A 20,440-nucleotide genomic window follows, 5' to 3' on the forward strand; every position below is an offset into this window, starting at 1 on the left:
ATGGGGCGTTATTATAGTGCATACGGAATTTGAAATAGGAAGATTAGTGCTTAATCTTTTGCTCGTTCTGGTGCTCGTATTATTAAATGGTATCTTCGTTGCGGCGGAATTCTCGCTGGTCAAGGTCAGACAGTCCCGTCTGACCCAACTGGTCAGCGAAGGCAATAAAATGGCCGGCTATGCGCTGAAGGTCAACAAGCGGCTGGATTCGTATCTGTCGGCCACCCAGTTCGGGATTACACTCGCTTCTCTTGGACTCGGCTGGGTCGGGGAACCGGCGATCTCTGAGCTGCTGGTGGAGCCTCTGATGTATCAGATCGGTGTTACTGACCAGACGTTAATCTCTACGGTATCTGTGGTTATCGGCTTCTCCATTATTACGTTCTTACATATTGTGCTGGGGGAACTGGCACCGAAATCTTTGGCTATTCAAAAAACGGAAGGCTCAGCATTGCTGTTGTCCGCTCCGCTGATGTTCTTCTATAATCTGTTCCTGCCCTTCATCTGGGTCCTGAATGCGTCAGCGAACGCACTGCTGAGACTGTTCGGCGTGGAGCCGGCCAGTGAAGCCGAGGCTGCTCATTCAGAGGAGGAAATCCGCATTCTGATGAATCAGAGCGCGAAGAGCGGGGTGATCGACCAGGATGAGATGAAGCTGATGGATAACATCTTCGAATTCTCGGACCTGCTGGCCCGTGAGGTGATGCTGCCGCGTACCGATATGGATGTACTATACAGCAATCTTCCGCTGGAGGAGAACATGCGGATCATTACAGAAACGAAGCATTCGCGTTATCCGGTAGCCTTTGAGGATAAGGACCGGATTATCGGTTTCATCCATATCACGGATCTGTTGTTCGCCCCGCCGGAGCAGCAGAATGATCTGGCTTCCCTGGTCCGGCCGATTCTGAACGTGCCGGAATCGATGGAGATCAGCCATGCGCTCCGGCTGATGCAGAAGAACAAGGCCCAGCTGACGCTGGTCGTTGACGAGTACGGCGGAACGGCGGGGCTGCTGACCGCTGAGGAGATCCTGGAGGAGATCGTCGGCGATCTGCATGACGAGTTCGAGGATGAACGACCCAGCGTGGAACGCAACGGGGATTACATCTCCGTGGAGGGCCGGATGCTGATTGAAGACGTCAACGATCTTACGGGCGTCGTGATCGAGGATGACGAGGTGGATTCCATCGGCGGCTGGCTGTTCAAGGAGCTGGAGGGCAATCCGGCCAAGGGCAAGCAGGTGGTCGTTGGCGATGTCACCTTCGAGGTGGAGGAATCTACCCGGCTGCGGATCACCCGGATCAACATCCACCGCGAGCCCGCGCCAGAGCCTGAAGAAGATGCGGAAGGCGCGGAAGAAGATAAAGAGTAAGCGGAGTATATTCCGCGCTCTTTTGTTATAGCATCTTTGTGAAGTATTTTGGAGACTCTGAGAAACCTTGCCGATTATAGAACCGATGTGCGTCAACTCTCCGGGAATGGCAATGTACCTGGATTCTGTCGCAGTTTCTTTTTTTAGCTGCCTGGCTTGCGTATTCTTCAACTTCACGTCCAATGCCTGTACTTCTTGTTGTTGAATCAACAACAAGATAACTAATGCAAGCAATGTCCCCTGGAAGAGCTAGCTGGGGAATATAGTGCAACGAAATGCAAGCTACAACTCGTCCCTCATCTTCATATACCATTAGCTCTTCGTCAGGATGAGCGATTAACTTTTCTATATTGCCTTTAATAAAAGAGCCGGTATTAGGATATCCCAGTTGGTCAAGTAAAGAGGATATTTCCTTCCAATCATCGGCGGTTGCTTGTCTAATCATTGCGTACACTCCTCCATGCAAGAGATATTGAAACAACATCAACAATATCCCCTGAGAAAGAGTGTGTCCAGAACCACAATCAGGTCAATTTTATCGTCGGCTGGTACTTGATTAGAAGCAGGCAGAAGAGATGTTTTACAACAGGGTACATCACGCAGCCATGACAGGGCTGCTGATGTACCTTGTTTTTTTGCGCAGGGGTTCTTTTCCCCTCAGGAGCGGTCATAAATTAGTTACGAAGGTAACTGTCAAAGATCTGGAAGCATGAAGGTATGCTCTCAATAATTATGAGGAGGAATGATCATTGAACTCCCAGGATCGCGTATGGACACCGTACAGGGGACCGTTTGATCCTTGTCCGCCGGTGCCGTTCAAGACGTATGTTGTGCCGCCGAATCAATTCGTCACGTTTCAGCCCCCGAATCTGCCGCAGTTCTCCCTGCCGGAGGCGCTCAAGCATGGAACGTTATGGCCATCGCTATACAGCCCTTATGAGTCCAAGTTCAAAGGAGGGAAGTAGGCTATGGAAGCTAATCCTTGCGAGCCCCGTTATTACGAGATGCTGGAGCAGCTGCAGGTCCTTGATTTTGCACTCGTAGAGCTGAATCTGTTCCTGGATACTCATCCGGACGATGTGAAGGCGATCGAGCAGTTCAATCAGCTGACGTATGAGCGCACCAAGCTGGCGAACCAGTTCCAGGAGCTGTACGGACCTCTGCAGAATTTCGGCCGCGCCTATTCCAAGGCTCCATGGCAATGGATCGAGAGTCCCTGGCCTTGGCAAGTCTAAGACATGAAGCCGGAAATGAAATAGCCTTAAGGAGGGGGAAGTTCACGAATGTGGATCTATGAGAAAAAGCTGCAATACCCGGTGCGTGTCGGCAAATGTGATGTGCGGATGGCCCGGTATCTGATGGAGCAATACGGCGGTGCGGACGGCGAGCTGGCTGCGGCGCTGCGCTATATGAACCAGCGGTATGCTATACCCGATAAGGTTATTGGGGTACTAACGGATATTTCCACCGAGGAATTTGCTCATCTCGAAATGATCGCCACCATGATCTACAAGCTGACCAAGGACGCTTCGGTGCAGGAGCTGGAAGCCGCAGGCTTGGGCCCGAACTATGCGCAGCGGGATCATGCGCTGTTCTACAACAACTCTGCCGGTGTTCCGTTCACAGCCGCCTACATTGCGGCCAAAGGCGATCCGATCGCTGACCTGTATGAGGACATCGCCGCAGAGGAGAAAGCCCGGGCTACATACCAGTGGCTGATTGACATGACCGACGATGTGGATCTGCAGGACAGCCTCAAGTTCCTGCGCGAGCGGGAGATCATTCATGCGATCCGGTTCAAGGAATCGGTGCAGATTTTGATCGAGGAGAAGGATAAGAAGCGGGTGTTTTGACAATGATGAATACACATATAAAATAGACAATTTGACAAGAAGAGCCACAGGAGTATCATCTGCGGCTCTTTTTTCATTCAATACGAACATATGTGCTTTTTGTTATATTGAATTCCATTAAAATGGGATATGCTCACAAGAAACAGGCAAGATATAACAGGAGGCGACTAAAATCCCCTTACCGCATGATGAAGCATTTAAGAAGCTGCTGGAGACGTTTTTTCAGGAATTTATTGAGTTGTTTTTTCCTGAGCTTGATGCAATGCTGGACTATAGTGAAACCCGGTTTCTGATGCAGGAATTGCTAGTGGATATTGTTGGCGAGGAAGCGCGGGAGCTGGATCTGCTGCTGGAGATCCGCTACAAAGGGCTGGACGGTTATATTCTCATTCACCTGGAGCCGCAGTCGTATCGGGATTCACGGTTTCATGAACGAATGTTTATTTACTTCAGCCGACTATTTGAGCGCTACCGTAAAGAGCATAAGCTGATTATACCGATTGCGATTTTTACTTCAGATGAGATCAGGGAAGAGCAGGATACCTTGGAGATGGTTATTCCTGAACATCATATCCTGCGCTTTCAGTTTCTCAAGGTGGAATTGCGTAAGCAGAACTGGCGAAGATTTATTGATTCGGACAATGCAGTGGCTGCTGCGTTACTGGCCAAGATGGGTTATACTACAAGAGAAGCGAGAGAGGTGCGCCGGGAATTTCTGCGCATGTTCATGAAGCTGAAGACACGGCTCGATCAGGGTCGGCTGGCGCTTGTGATGTCAGTGGCAGATTTATATTTCCAGCCGGACCGGGCGCAGGATGAAGAGATTATAAAAGAATTGATGATACAATACCCGGAGGAGGGTGAAGCGATTATGGAACTCATGCCAGCCTGGAAGCGTTGGGGATATGAAGAGGGTATAGCTGAAGGAATAGAACAGGGAATAGAGAAGGGCATAGAGCAAGGCATAGAACGCGGGATAGAAAAAGGCCAGGCGGAGATTATTCGTAAATTACTGCTTCACGGACTCACTCCGGAAGAGGTCTCCGAAGCGGTGGAGTTACCGATGGAGAAGATTAAGAAGCTGATGTAAGCAGGGCTCCTCCAAATACTGAATAATATGCTAAGAGTGCTGCACAAACCGTCTCCAGACCCAAGCAAGGGCCGGAGGCGTTTTTTTATGTGAACTCTTTTGGTATGTTTTCATGTGATTTTCTGAAATAACCATTAATAACCAGAATATCAAAGGAAATGCTAGTATAACCTCGTTGAGGGATTGTACAAGGGCCTAGAGGTATTCGTATGTAAAATTATGTATATTTTTGAGTGTTGAGGAAACTGGTGTTTAGGCTTACACTGAATATGTAAATAAATACCAAATAATCAGACGGAGGAAGGCGATCAAGGCGGCTGAGCCGATCAAGCTAATTAAGCTGATTTAACCGATCTAAGCCGCAACGCATACTCTCTCATACATCGTGATAAATACCCGCATGTAAGTCCAATACCATTAGAAAGGAATGTGAGATTTTGTGAACAGAATTGCATTGGTAAGTCCCTTACGGACTGCAGTTGGTTCATTTAACAACGGACTTTCGACACTAAGTGCTACGGAATTAGGAGCAAAGGTGATGACGGCCTGCCTTCAGCAAAGCCATGTGGAGCCTGCGCTAGTGGAGCAGATCTATCTGGGCAATGTCCTTCAGGCAGGCGAGGGCCAGAATCCTGCCAGACAGGCGGCGCTGCAAGCCGGTATCCCCATTGAAGTTCCTGCAACAACCATCAACACCGTTTGCGGTTCAGGGCTTCATACCGTTGCTTTGGCTTACAATTCTATTCGGGCTGAACAAGGGAGTGTTCTCCTGGCCGGGGGGATGGAGAGTATGTCTAACGCCCCTTATGTGCTGAAAAATGCAAGAAACGGTTACAAGCTTGGGAATAGCGAGCTGATAGATACCGTGGTGGCTGATGGCCTGACCTGTCCGATCAATAACTATCATATGGGCATTACTGCCGAGAACATTGCCGAGAAATATCATATTTCACGACTGGAGCAGGATGAATTTGCCTATGACAGCCAGATCAAGGCCGCTGAAGCTAAACGGAAGCAGGTTTTTGCAGAGCAGATTGTGCCCGTGATGACCAAAATCAAAAAGGAGACAGCCTGGTTCGCGGAGGATGAGCATGTAAGAGGAGAGGTCAGCAAAGAGAAGCTTGCTCATCTGAAGCCTGCTTTTAAGGAAAACGGGTCGGTTACTGCCGGAAATGCCTCGGGGATCAATGATGGAGCGGCGGCTGTGCTGGTCATGTCGGAAGATAAATGCAAGGAGCTTGAGGTAGAGCCTTTAGCCTATATTAAGGGCTATTCCCTGGTGGGCGTAGATCCTGCCTACATGGGAATGGGTCCGGTAAGGGCCATTAAGTCGCTGCTTAAGGACCAGGGCATTCCTCTTGAGGCCATCGATTTGTTCGAGATTAATGAAGCCTTTGCGGCACAGGCTATAGCGGTACTGCACGAGCTTGAGCTTAATCCGGAGAAAGTGAATGTTAATGGCGGCGCGATTGCGATTGGACATCCAGTCGGGGCCAGCGGAGCCAGGGTACTCGTTACGCTGGTCCATGAAATGGTACGGAGATCATCGCATTATGGTATAGCCAGCTTGTGCATCGGAACGGGGATGGGCATTGCTATGCTGGTAGAGAACGCACGTTATTAACACAACTCTGACAGAAAGGGAGTTTAAACTCATTATGAATGCAAAAGAGGTTCTTGCGCTGCAATCCATGCCTGCGGCCAGTCCGGGTTACGGGCGTCCGCCTTACCGCTTCATTGACCGTGAATTTATGGTTATCACTTATGAATCCGACCCTGCGGCGATCAGACAAGCGGTCCCGGAACCCTTGCAGCCTGATGGAAGTAACACCGTGTCATATGAATGGATCAAGATGCCTGATTCGTCGGGCCTGGGAAGCTATGAGGAGAGCGGGATCGTGATTCCGTGTATTTTTCAGGGGGAGCCCTGCAATTTTGTAGCCCAGATGTATCTGGATAATTCGCCTGCCATTCTGGGAGGACGGGAGATCTGGGGGTTCCCCAAAAAGTGGGCCTCTCCCCGCCTGACCGTTGCAGGTACGGAGACGCTGACCGGCACGCTGCATTACAACGATGTTCTGGTGGCCGTGGGAACTATGCCTTACAAGCATAGTGTGTTGGATGCAGAGGATACAGCCAGAGCTATCACTACGACCCAAGTGAATCTGAAACTGATCCCCGATGTGGATGGGACCCCTAAGATTGCGCAGCTGGTTGCTTACACTCTTGAAGATGTTCATGTAAAAGGATCTTGGACCGGGCCGGCCCGCTTAAGCCTGGTCCCCCATGTGAATGCCCCTGTGGCCGATTTGCCGGTGAAGACGTATCGCGGCGGAAAGCATTTTATTGCTGATCTGACGCTGCCCTATGGCAAAGTCATTCATGACTATATCCAGTAACCAGCTTTTTTCCAAATAATGAACAAGGAGCCTGAAATCTATGATAAACAAATTAATCTCCGCCGAAGATGCCGTGAAGAGGGTTAAGGATGGAGACACCGTGATGGTCGGCGGTTTTCTGGCTGGAGGCCACCCCGAAGAGCTGGTGCGTGCGCTTGTCGAGACTCATTCTGCGGGTAATCTCTCGCTCATCTCCAATGATACAGGTACCCCGGAATTATCGATCTATAAGCTGGTCAAAAGCGGCCGGGTCAAGCGCATCTATGCCTCCTACATTGGCTCCAATCCAGAGACCGGAAGACTGCTGATGACCAAGGAAGCGGAGGTGAATCTCTATCCGCAGGGCACGTTAGCTGAGAAAATCCGGGCCGGAGGAGCGGGGTTGGGCGGTGTGTTAACTCCTGTAGGAGTAGGAACGATTGTAGAGGAAGGCAAAAGAAAGCTTGATATCGACGGAAAAGAATATCTGCTAGAGCTGCCTCTCCATGCAAATGTGGCGCTGATCCGGGCCCATAAAGCGGACGAGGCGGGGAATCTGGTGATCGACGGCTCTTCCCGGAACTTCAATTTTGTGATGGCGATGGCGGCGGATTATGTAGTAGCTGAGGTAGATACTTATGTGAAGCTCGGGGAGATTGATCCCAATCATGTCAACGTCCCAGGGATTTTGATTGATGCTATTGTAAAGGTGGGAAATACGCATGAATAACCGGGAATTTATTGTGAGAAGAATCGCCCAGGAATTCAAGGACGGCGATGTAGTGAATCTGGGGATCGGGATGCCGACCCTGGCGGTAGACTATATTCCCGATCATGTCCAGATTATGCTGCAGGCGGAGAACGGAATACTCGGAGTAGGCCCCAAGGCGGCGAAGTCAGAGGAAAACATCGACTGTATCGATTCTGGCGGCAGCTTCGTGACCACGATGGCCGGAGCCTGCTATTTTGACAGCGCGGTCTCCTTCTCAATCATCCGTGGAGGACATGTAGACATCACCGTGCTGGGTGCGCTTGAGGTTGATGAGCAGGGCAATCTGGCCAGCTGGATGATTCCGGGGAAAAAGGTCCCGGGTATGGGCGGGGCTATGGATCTGGTCGTCGGAGCCAAGCGGGTCATTATCGCCATGGACCATGTGAGCAAGGACGGGCAGCCGAAAATAGTCAAAGCCTGTAAGCTGCCCCTGACAGCGGTGCATGTCGTAAACACGATTGTCACTGAAATGGCGGTCATCGAGGTGATCCCGGGCCAAGGGCTGATGCTGATGGAAATCGCACCGGGTCTGACGGTAGAAGACGTTCAGCAGGCAACCGGGGCCGAGCTATGGATCTCACCGGACCTGAAGGCGATTGCTGTCGCTGTCTAATAAAATAAAATTTAATATGCTTACATTGTGATGATTCTACGAACATATTACGCCGTTATGCTGACTATTAGTACAGACAACAAGGAGCGTGAAAGTTCGTGAGTAATTATCCATTTGTAAAGAAAGTATGGAGCGGGATCTTGGCTATGACGGTTCTGCTTCCCACTCTTACCCCAGCTCTATCTCCGTTACCGACTGCCTTTGGGGAGGCCGCGGAGACCAGCGGGGTCGTGAAGGTTGAGGATTTTGAACAGGTGAGCTTAGCGGACTTAACCTTTGACAGTGCCCGCATTCATAGCGGCAGTCTGGCGCTGGAGTCGAATCCGAAATACGTACATAGCGGAGCGAAGTCCCTGCGGATTGATTATGACTTCATTGGCATCACTGATAACCCCTCCCAGGTTGCCGTTGGTCCGGCGACTCAGCTGCCGCTCACGAACAGAACCCCTAAAAGAATCGGGATGTGGGTATACGCCAATCAGGAAGGTCATGGTCTTACCTCCAAGTTCTACGTTTCTTCTACCGGTAAATCCAAAACGTATGAAATCAGGAGTGAAGAGACCGGGATCGACTGGAGCGGGTGGAAGTATGTTGAGGCGGATATAGGTTCAGACTTGACTATGCCGGGAACGCTGGCTTTCTACTTCCAGATGAAAGAAAGACAAATGAGCAAAAAGAATAAAGGCTCGATTTGGATTGATGACGTCAGGCTGATCTATGATGAACCGCTGGATGAAGATATGGATGTGCCTGTATTAAGTCCGGCGTCACCTGCTCCTAATCAAACGTTGAGCGCCCCCGTCTCTGACCTTATTCTGTCAGCGGAGGATGCCAAGTCGGGCATTGATCCGGATTCCATCCGCTTAACGGTGGATGGTCAGGCTGCGGCACCGTCAACGTATGCCTATGATCTGAATCTTAAGCAGATCACCTATCACCCGGAGCTCCCGCTGGACGGAGGGTATCATCAGGTGCTGGCGGAAGTGAAGGATAGGGCCGGCAATCCGGCAGCGGCCGAATATGCTTTTCAGATTGAGCATGGGGCCCGATTCACCTTGGAAGCCCCGGAGGAGGCTGTCAGTAATGAGACCTACCAGTTGAAGCTGAAGGCGACCGACGTAGGCGAAGCCAAGAGCTTCCAGGCCAGAATCAAGTTCGATCCAGCGACATTGCAGGCCAATGTGATTACTGCACGTTCCGGCCTCAGCCATGTGCAGACGGTCATCGACAATACAGGCGGCTATGTTGAAGTCAGTGCAGAGGGATTGCAAGGGGATCAGGCGGATGCGCTGGCAAGTATTGATTTTGAAGTGAACCGGTCTGCGAAAATGGAACGCGGCGAGACGGCTAAGCAGATGGCCATGGTAGAGGGCAGTTTCGGATATGGAAGCGGGACGCCAGTTCGTTCCTTCGCCTCTCCGTTAAGTTATAAGATCGGGTTTCCTTACAAGATCAGCATCAAAGGATCAGGCCTGCATACTCAGAGTATCATCTCGGTTACCTCCCGCGCAGGAGCGCCGGTGGAAGGAGCCGGGATTGATTTTACCGATACCAGCGGTCCTCAGACTTATGTGAATGTAACCGCCGATGGGTCCAAAGTATATGCCAAAGCCGATTCAGCATCCGCAGTGTTGCTTGCTGTAGAGAAGAACACGCGGATGTTCGCCACGGCAGGCAGTGCCTCCGGATTCATCAAGGTGTATTTGCCGGATGGCAGCAAGGCGGGGTACATCTCATCCGCAGATGTGGAGCAGAGTGATCTTGCCGCAGGAATCGGCTTGACGGATGCCAAGGGAGAGAGCCATACGCCCCTGACGAACCTTGCCATTGGCACTTGGAGCGTGCAGGCTGTCAAGGATGGCGGGACCAGCGAGAGTATCAGTATGAATGTTGTAGCGCCGTTTGGCGGGGCAGATCCGCAATATGTGCAGACCTTTGTCACCGAAGATATGAAGACGATGCTGAGTGTAGGGTGGCAGACCGCGCCAACTGTTCAAGAAGCCTACATCCAGTATATGAAAGATAGTGATTGGGTGGACAGTGACCTGGCGAATGCTCCGGCAAAAGCAGCCATGCAGCGTGCGCTCTCCGAGGTGGAGGTCATTCCTGAGGCTGCAGGCGGACCTATGGGCGAAATCAAGTTTCATCACGCATTAGTCACCGGTCTTGAGCCGGGAACGGGCTACCGTTACAGAGTCGGCTACGATGGCCATTGGAGCGATTGGTCCAATTACAAGACGGCGGAGGTTGCACCGGACAAGCCTGTTTCCTTTATATTTGTAACCGATTCGCATACCAAAGGGGACAATGGGCTGGAGACCTATCAGCAATTGATCAAGCATGCGTTCACTAATTATCCCGATACCCAGTTCGTTATGCATGGCGGTGATATGGTCGATGACGGGGCGGTTTTGAATGAATGGAACCAGTTCTGGCTAGCCTCTTCGGTCTATTCCTCCTCTGTTCCTTCAGCGTATGCCATGGGGAATCATGATGTAAAAGGGGGAGGGAAGTATATTTTCGCCAAAGGATTGGGGCTACCAGTGAATGGGCCTGAGATCCAGAAGGAGTATGCCTATTCGTTCGATTCAGGAGAGGTGCATTTCATGGTGCTGAACTCTGAAGCAGACGAAGTAACGATGGGCAAGCAAGCGGAGTGGCTTCGGCAGGATCTTCAAGCCAGTAATAAAAAATGGAAGATTGTCATGTTCCACAAACCTGCCTACCATACCGAGGATGGACGCGGCAATCTGATTGAATACACACAGACTTATTTTGCCCCTATTCTCGAAGAATTGAAGGTCGATCTGGTGCTGGAAGGCCATGACCATGTATATGCTCGGACCTATCCGATGAGCAAAGGCAAGCCACTGCCAAGCGGAGAGCAAGGAACGGTCTATCTGGACGGCGGGGCGTCCGGCTGGAAGTTCTACGATGGAAGCAAATACGAGTATCTTGATTTCATGTTTGACGAGGATGTTCCGGTCTACTCTGCCATTCAGGTGAGTCATGATAAGATCGTAATTCAAGCCCGCACTACGCAAAGCACAGAATTAATTGACAACTATACGATTGTGAAAAAGGATGAGCGGACCGTGACCTCTGTGGCTGTAGCCCCGGCTGAATTGAAACTGAATGTCGGTGATAAGCACGCGACGGTGCTCACGGCTACCTATAGCGATAACTCCACTGCCGATGTCACGAATCAAGCCATATGGACATCTTCTAATGAGCAGGCAGCTACAGTAGACGCGGAGGGTGTCATTCATGCCGTTGAAGCGGGCGAGGCGACCATCCAGGCGAATTACGGCAACCTGCCGCCAGTGAAGCTATCGGTAACTGTTCAGACAGAAGGTACGCTGCCTAAGCTGCTGAAGCTGACCGCCGATCCCGGTACACATACCTTGCAGGTGAATGAACAAGCGGCATCCGTGATTACGGCGGTATATGACAATGGAGTAAGTACAGTGGTTACAGATCAGGTCCATTGGACGACCTCAGATCCTGTAATCGCCTCGGTATCGGACAAGGGGATCATTACGGGTGTTGCAGCGGGGGATGGAGTAACGATTACAGCTTCCTTCGGCGGCTTAACCGTTGCGATTCCCATCGTGGTTGAGGGCGGAACGGTACCGGTGGTAAAGCCGACGCCGACACCAACGCCGACACCAACACCAACGCCGACACCAACACCAACGCCACAAACGGGAGTAACACCGGCAGCCACGCCAACACCAAAGCCGGCGGTAACACCGACAGCGTCACCAACAGCAACGATGACACCGGCACCAACACCGGCAATAACTGCAGGTCCCGCGAAGCCAACCTTAACCAGGCCTGTGCTGAAAGACAGCCTTGATTTAGAAAAGCTTAAGTCGATCGTTGCAAAAGGCCGGACGGGTGTTATTGTTTCATTCCAGGATGTGCCTTCCACGTTGTGGAGTGCATCGTTCATTGAACGTGCAGCCCGGATGGGGATGATAACGGGTTACACGGATGGTTCATTCCATCCTGAAGCCAAAGTAACACGCGCTGAGTTTGCTGTAATGCTCACAAAAGCTTTTAGCCTGACCGGTTCACAAGGGACCGGATTCTCCGATACGCAGGGACATTGGGCTTCTATGGCACTTGCAGCGCTTCAACAGCATGGTGTGATTCAGGGCTACGCCGATGGTTCCTTCCACCCCAAGCAGGAGATCACCCGTGCAGAAGCGGTGACTATGCTGGCGCGTCTTACGAGCTATGTTCCCGGCACACCGGCGCGATTCTCCGACCTCCCGGCAAGCTGGGCGACAGAGCCAATTAATGCCTTCGCTAATGCGGGCATTGTCTCAGGGAAAGGCAACGGAGCCTTCAAACCGAAGGATGCTGCTTCCCGCGCTGAATCCGTAGTGATGATCATCCGGCTCATGGATAAGCTTCTTGAAGCGGGTAAGGAGTAGGTTAGTTAGATAAAGCTGATGCTTCTGATCAGTCGAGGGCAGCCATTTAATCGGGGCTGCTCTTTTTTTACGGATAAAATAAGAACACATGTGCGTTTTATTATACCGAATTCCATTGAATTGGAATATACTCACAACAAACAAGTTGTATATAACAGGAGGCGACTAAAATACCCATACCGCATGATGAGGCTTTTAAGAAGCTGCTGGAGACGTTCTTTCAGGAATTTATTGAGTTGTTTTTTCCTGAGCTTGATGCAATGCTGGACTATAGTAAAACCCGGTTTCTGATGCAGGAATTGCTGGTCGATATTGTTGGTGAGGAAGCGCGGGAGCTAGATCTGTTGCTGGAAATCCGCTACAAAGGACTGGATGGTTATATTCTGATTCATCTAGAGCCGCAGTCGTATCGGGATAACCGGTTTCATGAACGGATGTTTATCTATTTCAGCCGTTTGTTTGAGCGCTACCGTAAAGAACATAAGCTGATTATTCCGATTGCCATCTTCACTTCAGATGAGATCAGAGAAGAGCAGGACACCTTGGAAATGGTTATTCCTGAGCACCAGATTCTACGCTTTCAATTCCTAAAGGTAGAGCTGCGTAAGCAGAACTGGCGAAGATTTATTGATTCGGACAATGCAGTGGCTGCTGCGTTACTAGCCAAGATGGGGTATACTACAAGAGAAGCGAGAGATGTGCGCCGGGAGTTTCTGCGCATGTTCATGAAGCTGAAGACACGGCTCGATCAAGGTCGGCTGGCGCTTGTGATGTCAGTGGCAGATTTATATTTCCAGCCGGACCGGGCCCAGGATGAAGAGATTATACAAGAATTGATGATACAATACCCGGAGGAGGGTGAAGCGATTATGGAACTCATGCCAGCCTGGAAGCGTTGGGGATACGAAGAAGGTATAGCTGAAGGGATAGAAAAGGGTATAGAGAAAGGTATAGAACAGGGGATAGAGCAAGGAATAGAACAAGGAATAGAACAAGGCCAGGCGGAGATCATCCGTAAATTACTGCTTCATGGATTTACCCCGGAAGAGGTCTCCAAAGCGGTGGAATTACCAGTGGAAAAGATTAAGAAGCTGATGTAAGCAGGCCTTCTCCAAATAACGCATGTGTACCAAAGAGACCGTCTACCCTAAGACGGTCTCTTTGGCGTGTTCTGATGCAGATCTTTTATTCAATATAGCTCTTCGTCGCTTCATACATCTGGGCCGCGTATTCGTCAATCCGGTCCCGTGACATGCGCAGACGGCTCACAGATGTACCGTATCCGATCTCCTGAAGTCCGTCAGCGAGTCCCTGGAAAATCCCATCCGTGAACGCCTCCAGCGGTTCCCCGTGCACATGCAGTCCTGATCCGCCGAGATCTGTATTTACGGCTGGCGGGGCGACCTCGATAACTTCAACGCGGGTCCCGGACAGCTGGAGCCTTAGACTCATGGTGAAGGAATGAAGGGCTGCCTTCGTTGCTGAATAGATCGGTGCGATGGCGAACGGAGTAAAGGCCAGGCCGGAGGTCACATTCATGATAGTTCCAGCTTCCTGTGCTGCGAAGAAAGGGGCAAACAGCATAGCCAGATGAAGAGGGGCTTCAAGGTTGGTGGTGATTTCCTGATTGAAATCAGCCCAATGGTTCCTCACATCCGCTGTCTGTACATTGAAGCGCTGCTGAATCCCGGCATTGTTCACCAGGACATTGACTCCGGGATAGCTTGCAGTTACCCAGTCGAACAAAGCGAGACGTTCAGACTCTACCATTAGATCACACGCACGGGTAATCAGGCCGGGGAATTTGTCCTTAGCCGACTGCAGCACCTGCTCACGCCGTCCAGTAATAATGACCGTGTTCCCTGCTGAGATGAAACGTTCAGCCATCGCCAGCCCAATGCCGGAGCCTCCGCCTGTAATCAGAATGGTGTTTCCTGAGAGCTTCATGATAAAACCTCATTTCCTTTAGTTTCTAAGTAATTCGTATACCGTTTTATTTTCTTATCAATGCCCTGCAAGGCTTCGGTCATGAGCGTGATTTGTGCCAGTACAGCCTGTTTGTGTTCTTGAAACATGGCGAGCCGCAGCGCAGTCGTGCGCTCCCCTTCCGCCATCCAGTCCACATATTGCCTGATCTGGCTTATGGGCATCTGTGTGTTTTTCAGATAGAGGATAATCTTAAGAAAAGCAAGGTAATCTTCCGTGAAAATCCGCCTACCCGCCTCATCCCGCTCCACCCGGGGCAGCAATCCCTTCTTCTCATAATAACGTATGGTAGATTCCGGAATCCCGAGCCGGGCTGCCGCTTCGCCAATGGAATAATAATTCATCTGGAGGCCTCCAAGTGATGGTTTAGGTGTCGACATTTATAGAATACGACTTAAACCATGGTTTAAGTCAACCTAATATTCAAGAGTCTGTCAAAATATTGCTATATGTTATTTTTCCATTTTGCTATAGGATGTGATTGCTTTGCAATTAATTAGAAATATCCAAAAACAGGAGGACTACCAAATGACCAAGGCTGATTTCACAGCGTACCAATGGATGAATGAGGGGAACATCAGGTTTGAGGAGGACAGTATTATAATAGAAGCGACTGCTAACAGTGATTTCTTCTGCAATAACGGGGCGGTTGCGGAAGAAGGGCTGACGCCTGAGAGCCTGACCAATGCGCCGTTCTTCTATACTGAAGTAACCGGGGATTTCGTGCTGCGGGTGAAGGTGAGTCATGACTTCCGGGACACTTACGATTCTTCTTCCATTATGATTATGCAGGATCTGTCGGTCTGGGCGAAGGCCTGCTTCGAGCTGACGGATTTCGATACCCATGCGGTGGTCAGCGTAGTTACGAACCAGACCTCGGATGATGCGAATGGCTGTAACATTGACGGCAATGAGGTATGGCTGCAGGCCGCCAGATCCGGGAATGCCTTTGCATTTCATTATTCGACCGATGGTGTACGGTTTGATATGATGCGCTTCTTTACTCTTCCGGTGGGAGATACAATCAGGGTCGGGTTGTTGGCGCAAGCCCCTACCGGCAATGGCGGGGACAGAATATACAAGAATTTCTCACTGGAACAGCGGACGGTGAAAAATATAAGAGCCGGCGTATAGCCGGCTTTTTTGAAAATATAAGAATGTATAGGTTTCACGCTATACATTATCCTTCTATTTCTCGCTGAAACGGTACCGTCTTTTAAAAGGACGGCAAAGCCGTTTCCACTTGAAGATATATTTTGGCTCCTCCGCAAAGTACCTGAGTCATCATCGAAGCCCAAAGAGGCTGTCCCATCGCTCCTTTGGGAATGGTTGGGTGGTACCTCCATTTTACCATAATGAGCGATTTTTTTAGGATGGACAAATCATTTTCCGCTTAAACAGCGGAGCGGGCAGAACGACCCGCGTAAAAGCGAAGCGTTCGCCTTTGTGTCCGGATTTTCACCGCTAAGGGGAATAAATAAAATCTGGACACAACAGCGATTGTAACAACGTTATGTTTGCGGAGCGTCCATCCCAAGTGCTCACGTTGATCCCACTCCGCAATAAAAGGCTGTCCCAAGCAGCCTCTTCATGGCTTTTGAGACAGCCCCCATTAATTCAAGAGTACTTATACACTACATTTGCTCATTTTACTCACTTTTGGTGAATTTAAGTGTACTTATACACTACATTTGCTCATTTTACTCACTTTTGGTGAATTCAAGTGTACTTATACACTACATTTGCTCGTTTTGCTCACATCTGGTGAATTCAGGTGTATTTATACACTACATTTCCAAGTGCTCACGTTGATCCCGCTCCGCAATAAAGGCTGTCCCAAGCAGCCTCTTCATAGCTTGTGAGACAGCCTCTTATTTTTCTATTCAGCTCGGACCTTTGGCCTGACGGGGCCAGATGAAATAAGTAACGGTGATGATCAGGTCAATGCCGACCACGATAGACCATACGGTCAGGATACTTGACAGCGCCTCCGTACGGGCGGCATCGTCAATCCAGATGATGAGACCATACAGAATGCCGGCAGCGAGCACAAAAGAGAGCAAGTGCTTCACCCAGCCCTTGAAATAATGCCTGGCATGGTCCATGCCGTAACGCTTGGCCGGCTTTGCCCCTTGCTTGGTAACATAGTAGCGGAAGCGTTCGTCGGCCCAAGCAATCATGCTTTTACCGAATATAAGGGAAATGGAAATATACACGGCTGCAAGCGCATGTGCTGTCGTAGCGGTAGCGCCTCGTGACAAATCCACGCCGGAGATCATTAACAGAAGGATATCGAGGACCGGAGTCATCGCCAGGAAAATCAACCCCAGTGTAGGACGCTTGAAGATATAACGCGCTGTAAAGCCTGCAAGAATAACCACCCAGAACAATACCTCACAGGTAACAATCGCCCATGCAACCAGATTCATATCGCACCCCTTGTTATAGTTGATAGTAAGTATAGCCTAGTCGAAGTATAACAGCGGATTTTAAATAATACAACCGTATTATTTAAATTGTGCTTATCCATTCGGGTATGCTACAATGTGGTCATGCCAAAAATTGTAGATCATTCCGAACGAAAATCGAATATTGCCGAAGCCACCTGGCGGGTCATTATCCGGCAGGGAATCAAAGGGGCAACAGTGCGAAATATTGCTGCTGAGGCGGGGGTATCCTTGGGTGCGCTGCGCCATTATTTCTCTACCCAGCAGGAATTGCTGGAGTTTGCTATGAATCTGGTGAAGGAGCGCGTAACAGCGAGAATTGTGGACATTATGCAGTCGGAGCTTACCCCACGGGAGCAGATTATGCGGGTGCTGCTGGAACTGATCCCCACCGACGACAGCAGCATGGCTGAGATGGAGGTATGGTTCGCATTTACCTTTCATCTCAAGACTGCCGGGGAGAAGCCTGCTGAGCTTAATGATTCGATCTATCCGCTGACTGTCCAAATTATTGACTATCTGGATCAGCAGGGGCTCCTCAGGCCGGGGCTGGACAAGGACGATGAGGCCGAGCGGCTGTATGCCTTGATTGACGGGCTGGCCCTTCATGCCATGCTTGAGCCTGACCGGATGAATAAACAACGTGTGATCCGGGTGCTGAATGTTCATCTGGAATCTATCTGTATTCCAAGTGTGACATAATAGTCTATCTCGGTATAATATTCTATTCCTGTTGTCTCAGGATCACTAGTTTCCCCCGAATTTTCCTGGTTTCATAATGATTATGTGCATCTACGATCCCTTGCATGTTAAAAGGAAAAATCTCCTCCACATGCACCTTAAGCTTATGCTCGCGTACTTGCTGGATAATGGAAGCCAGATCCCTTGGGTTCGGCTCGATATAGGCAAACTGGGCTTCGATTCCGCGAACCTTGGGGTGGGTGGCGATCAGCGGGTCTATCAGGGAAATTAGCCTTCCGTTGTCACGCAGAATCTGGAGGTTCTTCTGTTCGGTTGCTCCTATTCCAGTGTCCGCATCAACCACCGCCTCTCTCACCATATCCAGTACAATATCTACTGTGCCACCGGCAGCTTCTGCAAAATCAGTGGCCCTGTAGTCAATAACCTCATCCGCTCCAAGCTTCCCCACAAATTCATGATTATATTCCCGGGCGGTAGCCAGGACATAAGCTCCGTGCTGCTTGGCCATTTGCACCGCAAGATGCCCTACACCTCCAGCGCCTGCGTGAATAAGAATCCGCTGGCCGTAATTCAGCTTGCCGTACTGAAATAACGACTGCCAGGCTGACAAGGCCGCAGCGGGCAGGGCGGCAGCTTCCTGAAAGGAAAGTCCGGGCGGAATTCCAATAGCTGAGTTCTCTTCCATAGAGATGAAGTCTGCATAACCGCCGCCGGATCTGGAGAGCCCCATAACGCGGTCGCCGACCTTCAGCCGTGACACATTTTTCCCAATCGCCCTCACCATTCCGGCTACTTCTACTCCCAGCACATGGGGGAACTGGAGCTGCATTAACTCCTTGAATGCGCCTGAGCGCACCAGTTGGTCAGCGGAACTGACAGTTGTGGCGTACATTTCAATGAGCACCTGAGTCTCGGTGATAGCGGGAGTAGGGAGTACTTGTTCTGTGAATACTTCGGGATTACCATAATGCTGAATAGCAATTGCATGCATAGCTGAAGCCTCCGGTCAGTGTATTTGGAACCTCTGTTGATTTACGGGTAGACGTTCACTATAATGATCCTACCAGTGTGCTATAGCTGCATCAATTGCTAGAATGCCGGAATGTGTTCAGTATTGTACAGAATCTGGAGAAGTGTACAATTCAAGGCGAACGGGTGAAGAAGGGGTAATCTATGGATAGAAGGATACGTAAGTCGCAGGAGGCCATTATTGAAGCTTTTATCCAGCTGATTGCAGAGAAGAACTTCGAACAGATCACGATAAACGAAATAGCCGAACGGGCCAATGTAAGCCGGGGCACCGTTTATTCGCATTACACCGACAAATACGATCTGCTGGATCAGTGCATCAGGACACATTTTGTCAAGCTGATTGACAGCTGTCTGCCGTGCGGCGAGCAGGCGCTTTTTCCTACGGAGGCGGCTCTGCACTATACGTTCCGTTACCTCGATGAGCATGCTTCCTTCTATGCAGCGGCGCTGGCTAATCAAGGGGTTCCCGCGTTCCGAAACCGCCTGCAGGCGGTACTGATGCGGGGGTTCGACAAACAGGTGGATATGAGCGGCATTAACAAGATGATGGACAAGGGAATTCTGGTGCAATTTCTGGCTGTGGCCATGACCGGTATGATCGAACAGCTGGTTACGCGTGCAACGCCCTATTCAGCAGCAGAGCTGGCCGGGCAATTGTGGGCGCTGATGGAGCGCAACCAGATGGTCCCGCTGTCCGCTCCGCTTTCTATTTCTACCAATTTGTTCTAGAATGAATAGGTGCATATAGCAACCGGTTGGCGGGACCCGCCGGATTCAGAGAGGAGCAAGGGATTAATGAAATACCGCAGATTAGGTGGAACCGGACTTAAGGTCAGTGAGATCAGCCTGGGAAGCTGGTTGACCTACGGAGGATATGTGGAACAGGACAATGCCGTTAAGGCCATTGAAACCGCTTACTCCCTGGGCATTAATTTTTTTGATACCGCGAATGTCTATGAGAAGGGGGCAGCGGAAAAGGTGCTGGGAGCTACCCTGAGCAGCTATCCGCGCGAATCCTATGTGCTGGCGACCAAGGTGTTCGGGGTAATGGGTGACGGTCCCAATGACCGCGGCCTGTCCCGGAAGCATATTACCGAGCAATGCCATGCCAGCCTGAAGCGGCTGGGCGCTGAATATGTGGATTTGCTATACTGTCACCGGTATGATCCGGACACCCCGATCGAAGAGACGCTGCGGGCGCTGGATGATCTGGTCCGTCAGGGCAAGGTGCTGTATGTGGGAGTCAGTGAATGGACAGCGGCGCAGATGACCGAAGCTCTTGCGGTTGCTGACCGGTATCTGCTGGATCATATCGTTGTCAATCAGCCGGTCTATAATATGTTTGAAAGATATATCGAGAAGGAGATTATCCCGCTTGGCCTGCGTAAGGGTATTGGACAAGTCGTATTCTCCCCGCTCGCTCAAGGTCTGCTGACCGGCAAATACAGCTCGGTCTCCGATATTCCGGCAGACAGCCGGGCTGCCCGGCTGGACTGGATGCGCAAAGGAATTACGGAGGAGAAGATTACAAAGGTTCAGGAGCTGGGCAAGGTTGCCGCTGAACTGGATATCTCCGTAGGCAATCTGGCGCTGGCCTGGATTCTGCGCCAGCCTAATGTATCCAGTGCCTTGGTCGGCGCGAGCCGCCCTGAGCAGGTAGAGGAGAATGTGCAGGCTTCGGGCATTGAGCTGAATGAGGATATACTGGCACGAATTGATGAAATTATCGGTTAAGAGAGAGGGAGGATAC

The 20,440-nt window shown here is 50.6% G+C and carries 20 protein-coding genes; 15 read left to right on the forward strand and 5 right to left on the reverse strand.

Annotation, left to right across the window (positions count from 1 at the left end; genetic code table 11):
* Positions 1-10: 10 nt before the first annotated feature.
* Positions 11-1,375: a hemolysin family protein gene (locus NSS83_RS29540; RefSeq protein WP_341188125.1), complete on the forward strand. Its 1,365-nt coding sequence runs from the start codon at positions 11-13 to the stop codon at positions 1,373-1,375.
* Between the two features lie 25 nt (positions 1,376-1,400).
* Here the strand turns inward: NSS83_RS29540 and NSS83_RS29545 are convergent, their stop codons facing one another.
* Entirely contained in the window at positions 1,401-1,820 is a 420-nt protein-coding gene (locus NSS83_RS29545; RefSeq protein ID WP_341187885.1) for a GNAT family N-acetyltransferase, read from the reverse strand.
* A 304-nt stretch (positions 1,821-2,124) separates the two neighbouring features.
* On the opposite strand from NSS83_RS29545, the gene NSS83_RS29550 reads away from it, so the two are divergent.
* The 10 genes from NSS83_RS29550 (at position 2,125) to NSS83_RS29595 (ending at position 13,623) form a co-directional block, all read left to right on the forward strand.
* Positions 2,125-2,340, forward strand: coding sequence for a spore coat associated protein CotJA (locus NSS83_RS29550; protein WP_036692819.1), 216 nt, complete (start codon positions 2,125-2,127; stop codon positions 2,338-2,340).
* A 3-nt stretch (positions 2,341-2,343) separates the two neighbouring features.
* Positions 2,344-2,610: a spore coat protein CotJB gene (locus tag NSS83_RS29555; RefSeq protein ID WP_341187886.1), complete on the forward strand. Its 267-nt coding sequence runs from the start codon at positions 2,344-2,346 to the stop codon at positions 2,608-2,610.
* 48 nt (positions 2,611-2,658) lie between these two features.
* Positions 2,659-3,228: a manganese catalase family protein gene (locus tag NSS83_RS29560; protein WP_036692823.1), complete on the forward strand. Its 570-nt coding sequence runs from the start codon at positions 2,659-2,661 to the stop codon at positions 3,226-3,228.
* A 172-nt stretch (positions 3,229-3,400) separates the two neighbouring features.
* Positions 3,401-4,318, forward strand: a complete 918-nt coding sequence (locus tag NSS83_RS29565) for an Rpn family recombination-promoting nuclease/putative transposase (RefSeq protein ID WP_341188126.1) — start codon at positions 3,401-3,403, stop codon at positions 4,316-4,318.
* A 439-nt stretch (positions 4,319-4,757) separates the two neighbouring features.
* A complete protein-coding gene (locus NSS83_RS29570) occupies positions 4,758-5,942 on the forward strand; it encodes an acetyl-CoA C-acetyltransferase (RefSeq protein ID WP_341187887.1) in 1,185 nt (394 codons plus the stop codon).
* Positions 5,943-5,976: 34 nt separating this feature from the next.
* Positions 5,977-6,717 (forward strand): acetoacetate decarboxylase, encoded by a 741-nt coding sequence (locus tag NSS83_RS29575; protein ID WP_341187888.1) that lies wholly within the window; start codon positions 5,977-5,979, stop codon positions 6,715-6,717.
* A 40-nt stretch (positions 6,718-6,757) separates the two neighbouring features.
* On the forward strand, positions 6,758-7,426 hold the full coding sequence (locus NSS83_RS29580; RefSeq protein ID WP_341187889.1) for a CoA transferase subunit A: 669 nt from the start codon (positions 6,758-6,760) through the stop codon (positions 7,424-7,426).
* Positions 7,419-8,081, forward strand: a complete 663-nt coding sequence (locus tag NSS83_RS29585) for a 3-oxoacid CoA-transferase subunit B (RefSeq protein WP_076155054.1) — start codon at positions 7,419-7,421, stop codon at positions 8,079-8,081. Before NSS83_RS29580 ends, NSS83_RS29585 begins: the two co-directional genes overlap by 8 nt.
* Positions 8,082-8,179: 98 nt before the next feature.
* A complete protein-coding gene (locus NSS83_RS29590; RefSeq protein WP_341347046.1) occupies positions 8,180-12,523 on the forward strand; it encodes an S-layer homology domain-containing protein in 4,344 nt (1,447 codons plus the stop codon).
* Positions 12,524-12,699: 176 nt separating this feature from the next.
* Positions 12,700-13,623, forward strand: a complete 924-nt coding sequence (locus tag NSS83_RS29595) for an Rpn family recombination-promoting nuclease/putative transposase (RefSeq protein ID WP_341188127.1) — start codon at positions 12,700-12,702, stop codon at positions 13,621-13,623.
* An 85-nt stretch (positions 13,624-13,708) separates the two neighbouring features.
* On the opposite strand, the gene NSS83_RS29600 is transcribed toward NSS83_RS29595, so the two are convergent.
* Positions 13,709-14,470 (reverse strand): SDR family NAD(P)-dependent oxidoreductase, encoded by a 762-nt coding sequence (locus NSS83_RS29600; protein WP_341187891.1) that lies wholly within the window; start codon positions 14,468-14,470, stop codon positions 13,709-13,711.
* The gene (locus tag NSS83_RS29605) at positions 14,467-14,853 is read right to left on the reverse strand and encodes a MerR family transcriptional regulator (protein ID WP_341187892.1); all 387 of its coding nucleotides are present in this window, start codon (positions 14,851-14,853) and stop codon (positions 14,467-14,469) included. The genes NSS83_RS29600 and NSS83_RS29605 overlap by 4 nt, the downstream gene beginning before the upstream one ends.
* Positions 14,854-15,037: 184 nt before the next feature.
* Between NSS83_RS29605 and NSS83_RS29610 the strand changes: the two genes are divergently transcribed.
* Positions 15,038-15,643 carry a DUF1349 domain-containing protein gene (locus NSS83_RS29610; RefSeq protein WP_341347047.1) on the forward strand — a complete coding sequence of 202 codons (606 nt, stop codon included), beginning with the start codon at positions 15,038-15,040 and terminating at the stop codon, positions 15,641-15,643.
* Positions 15,644-16,392: 749 nt separating this feature from the next.
* On the opposite strand, the gene NSS83_RS29615 is transcribed toward NSS83_RS29610, so the two are convergent.
* Complete coding sequence (locus tag NSS83_RS29615; protein WP_341187894.1) at positions 16,393-16,938, reverse strand: hypothetical protein; 546 nt, start codon at positions 16,936-16,938, stop codon at positions 16,393-16,395.
* 123 nt (positions 16,939-17,061) lie between these two features.
* Between NSS83_RS29615 and NSS83_RS29620 the strand changes: the two genes are divergently transcribed.
* On the forward strand, positions 17,062-17,658 hold the full coding sequence (locus NSS83_RS29620) for a TetR family transcriptional regulator C-terminal domain-containing protein (RefSeq protein ID WP_341347048.1): 597 nt from the start codon (positions 17,062-17,064) through the stop codon (positions 17,656-17,658).
* A gap of 22 nt (positions 17,659-17,680) precedes the next feature.
* Here NSS83_RS29620 and NSS83_RS29625 read toward each other — a convergent pair whose 3' ends face one another.
* Entirely contained in the window at positions 17,681-18,649 is a 969-nt protein-coding gene (locus NSS83_RS29625) for an NADP-dependent oxidoreductase (RefSeq protein WP_341347049.1), read from the reverse strand.
* A gap of 182 nt (positions 18,650-18,831) precedes the next feature.
* Between NSS83_RS29625 and NSS83_RS29630 the strand changes: the two genes are divergently transcribed.
* Both NSS83_RS29630 and NSS83_RS29635 read left to right on the forward strand, forming a co-directional pair.
* On the forward strand, positions 18,832-19,419 hold the full coding sequence (locus NSS83_RS29630; protein WP_341187897.1) for a TetR/AcrR family transcriptional regulator: 588 nt from the start codon (positions 18,832-18,834) through the stop codon (positions 19,417-19,419).
* A gap of 66 nt (positions 19,420-19,485) precedes the next feature.
* Positions 19,486-20,424 (forward strand): aldo/keto reductase family protein, encoded by a 939-nt coding sequence (locus NSS83_RS29635; protein WP_341187898.1) that lies wholly within the window; start codon positions 19,486-19,488, stop codon positions 20,422-20,424.
* Positions 20,425-20,440: the final 16 nt, after the last annotated feature.

Source organism: Paenibacillus sp. FSL H3-0469 (assembly GCF_038051945.1).
Lineage (GTDB): Bacteria > Bacillota > Bacilli > Paenibacillales > Paenibacillaceae > Paenibacillus_AQ.

Bases quoted from the DNA above. Each gene is read 5' to 3' on its own strand.
- NSS83_RS29600 (WP_341187891.1), bottom strand. From the start codon at position 14,470: ATGAAGCTCTCAGGAAACACCATTCTGATTACAGGCGGAGGCTCCGGC.
- NSS83_RS29555 (WP_341187886.1), top strand. From the start codon at position 2,344: ATGGAAGCTAATCCTTGCGAGCCCCGTTATTACGAGATGCTGGAGCAG.
- NSS83_RS29575 (WP_341187888.1), top strand. From the start codon at position 5,977: ATGAATGCAAAAGAGGTTCTTGCGCTGCAATCCATGCCTGCGGCCAGT.
- NSS83_RS29545 (WP_341187885.1), bottom strand. From the start codon at position 1,820: ATGATTAGACAAGCAACCGCCGATGATTGGAAGGAAATATCCTCTTTA.
- NSS83_RS29585 (WP_076155054.1), top strand. From the start codon at position 7,419: ATGAATAACCGGGAATTTATTGTGAGAAGAATCGCCCAGGAATTCAAG.
- NSS83_RS29620 (WP_341347048.1), top strand. From the start codon at position 17,062: ATGCCAAAAATTGTAGATCATTCCGAACGAAAATCGAATATTGCCGAA.
- NSS83_RS29605 (WP_341187892.1), bottom strand. From the start codon at position 14,853: ATGAATTATTATTCCATTGGCGAAGCGGCAGCCCGGCTCGGGATTCCG.
- NSS83_RS29610 (WP_341347047.1), top strand. From the start codon at position 15,038: ATGACCAAGGCTGATTTCACAGCGTACCAATGGATGAATGAGGGGAAC.
- NSS83_RS29635 (WP_341187898.1), top strand. From the start codon at position 19,486: ATGAAATACCGCAGATTAGGTGGAACCGGACTTAAGGTCAGTGAGATC.
- NSS83_RS29625 (WP_341347049.1), bottom strand. From the start codon at position 18,649: ATGCATGCAATTGCTATTCAGCATTATGGTAATCCCGAAGTATTCACA.
- NSS83_RS29560 (WP_036692823.1), top strand. From the start codon at position 2,659: ATGTGGATCTATGAGAAAAAGCTGCAATACCCGGTGCGTGTCGGCAAA.
- NSS83_RS29630 (WP_341187897.1), top strand. From the start codon at position 18,832: ATGGATAGAAGGATACGTAAGTCGCAGGAGGCCATTATTGAAGCTTTT.
- NSS83_RS29580 (WP_341187889.1), top strand. From the start codon at position 6,758: ATGATAAACAAATTAATCTCCGCCGAAGATGCCGTGAAGAGGGTTAAG.
- NSS83_RS29615 (WP_341187894.1), bottom strand. From the start codon at position 16,938: ATGAATCTGGTTGCATGGGCGATTGTTACCTGTGAGGTATTGTTCTGG.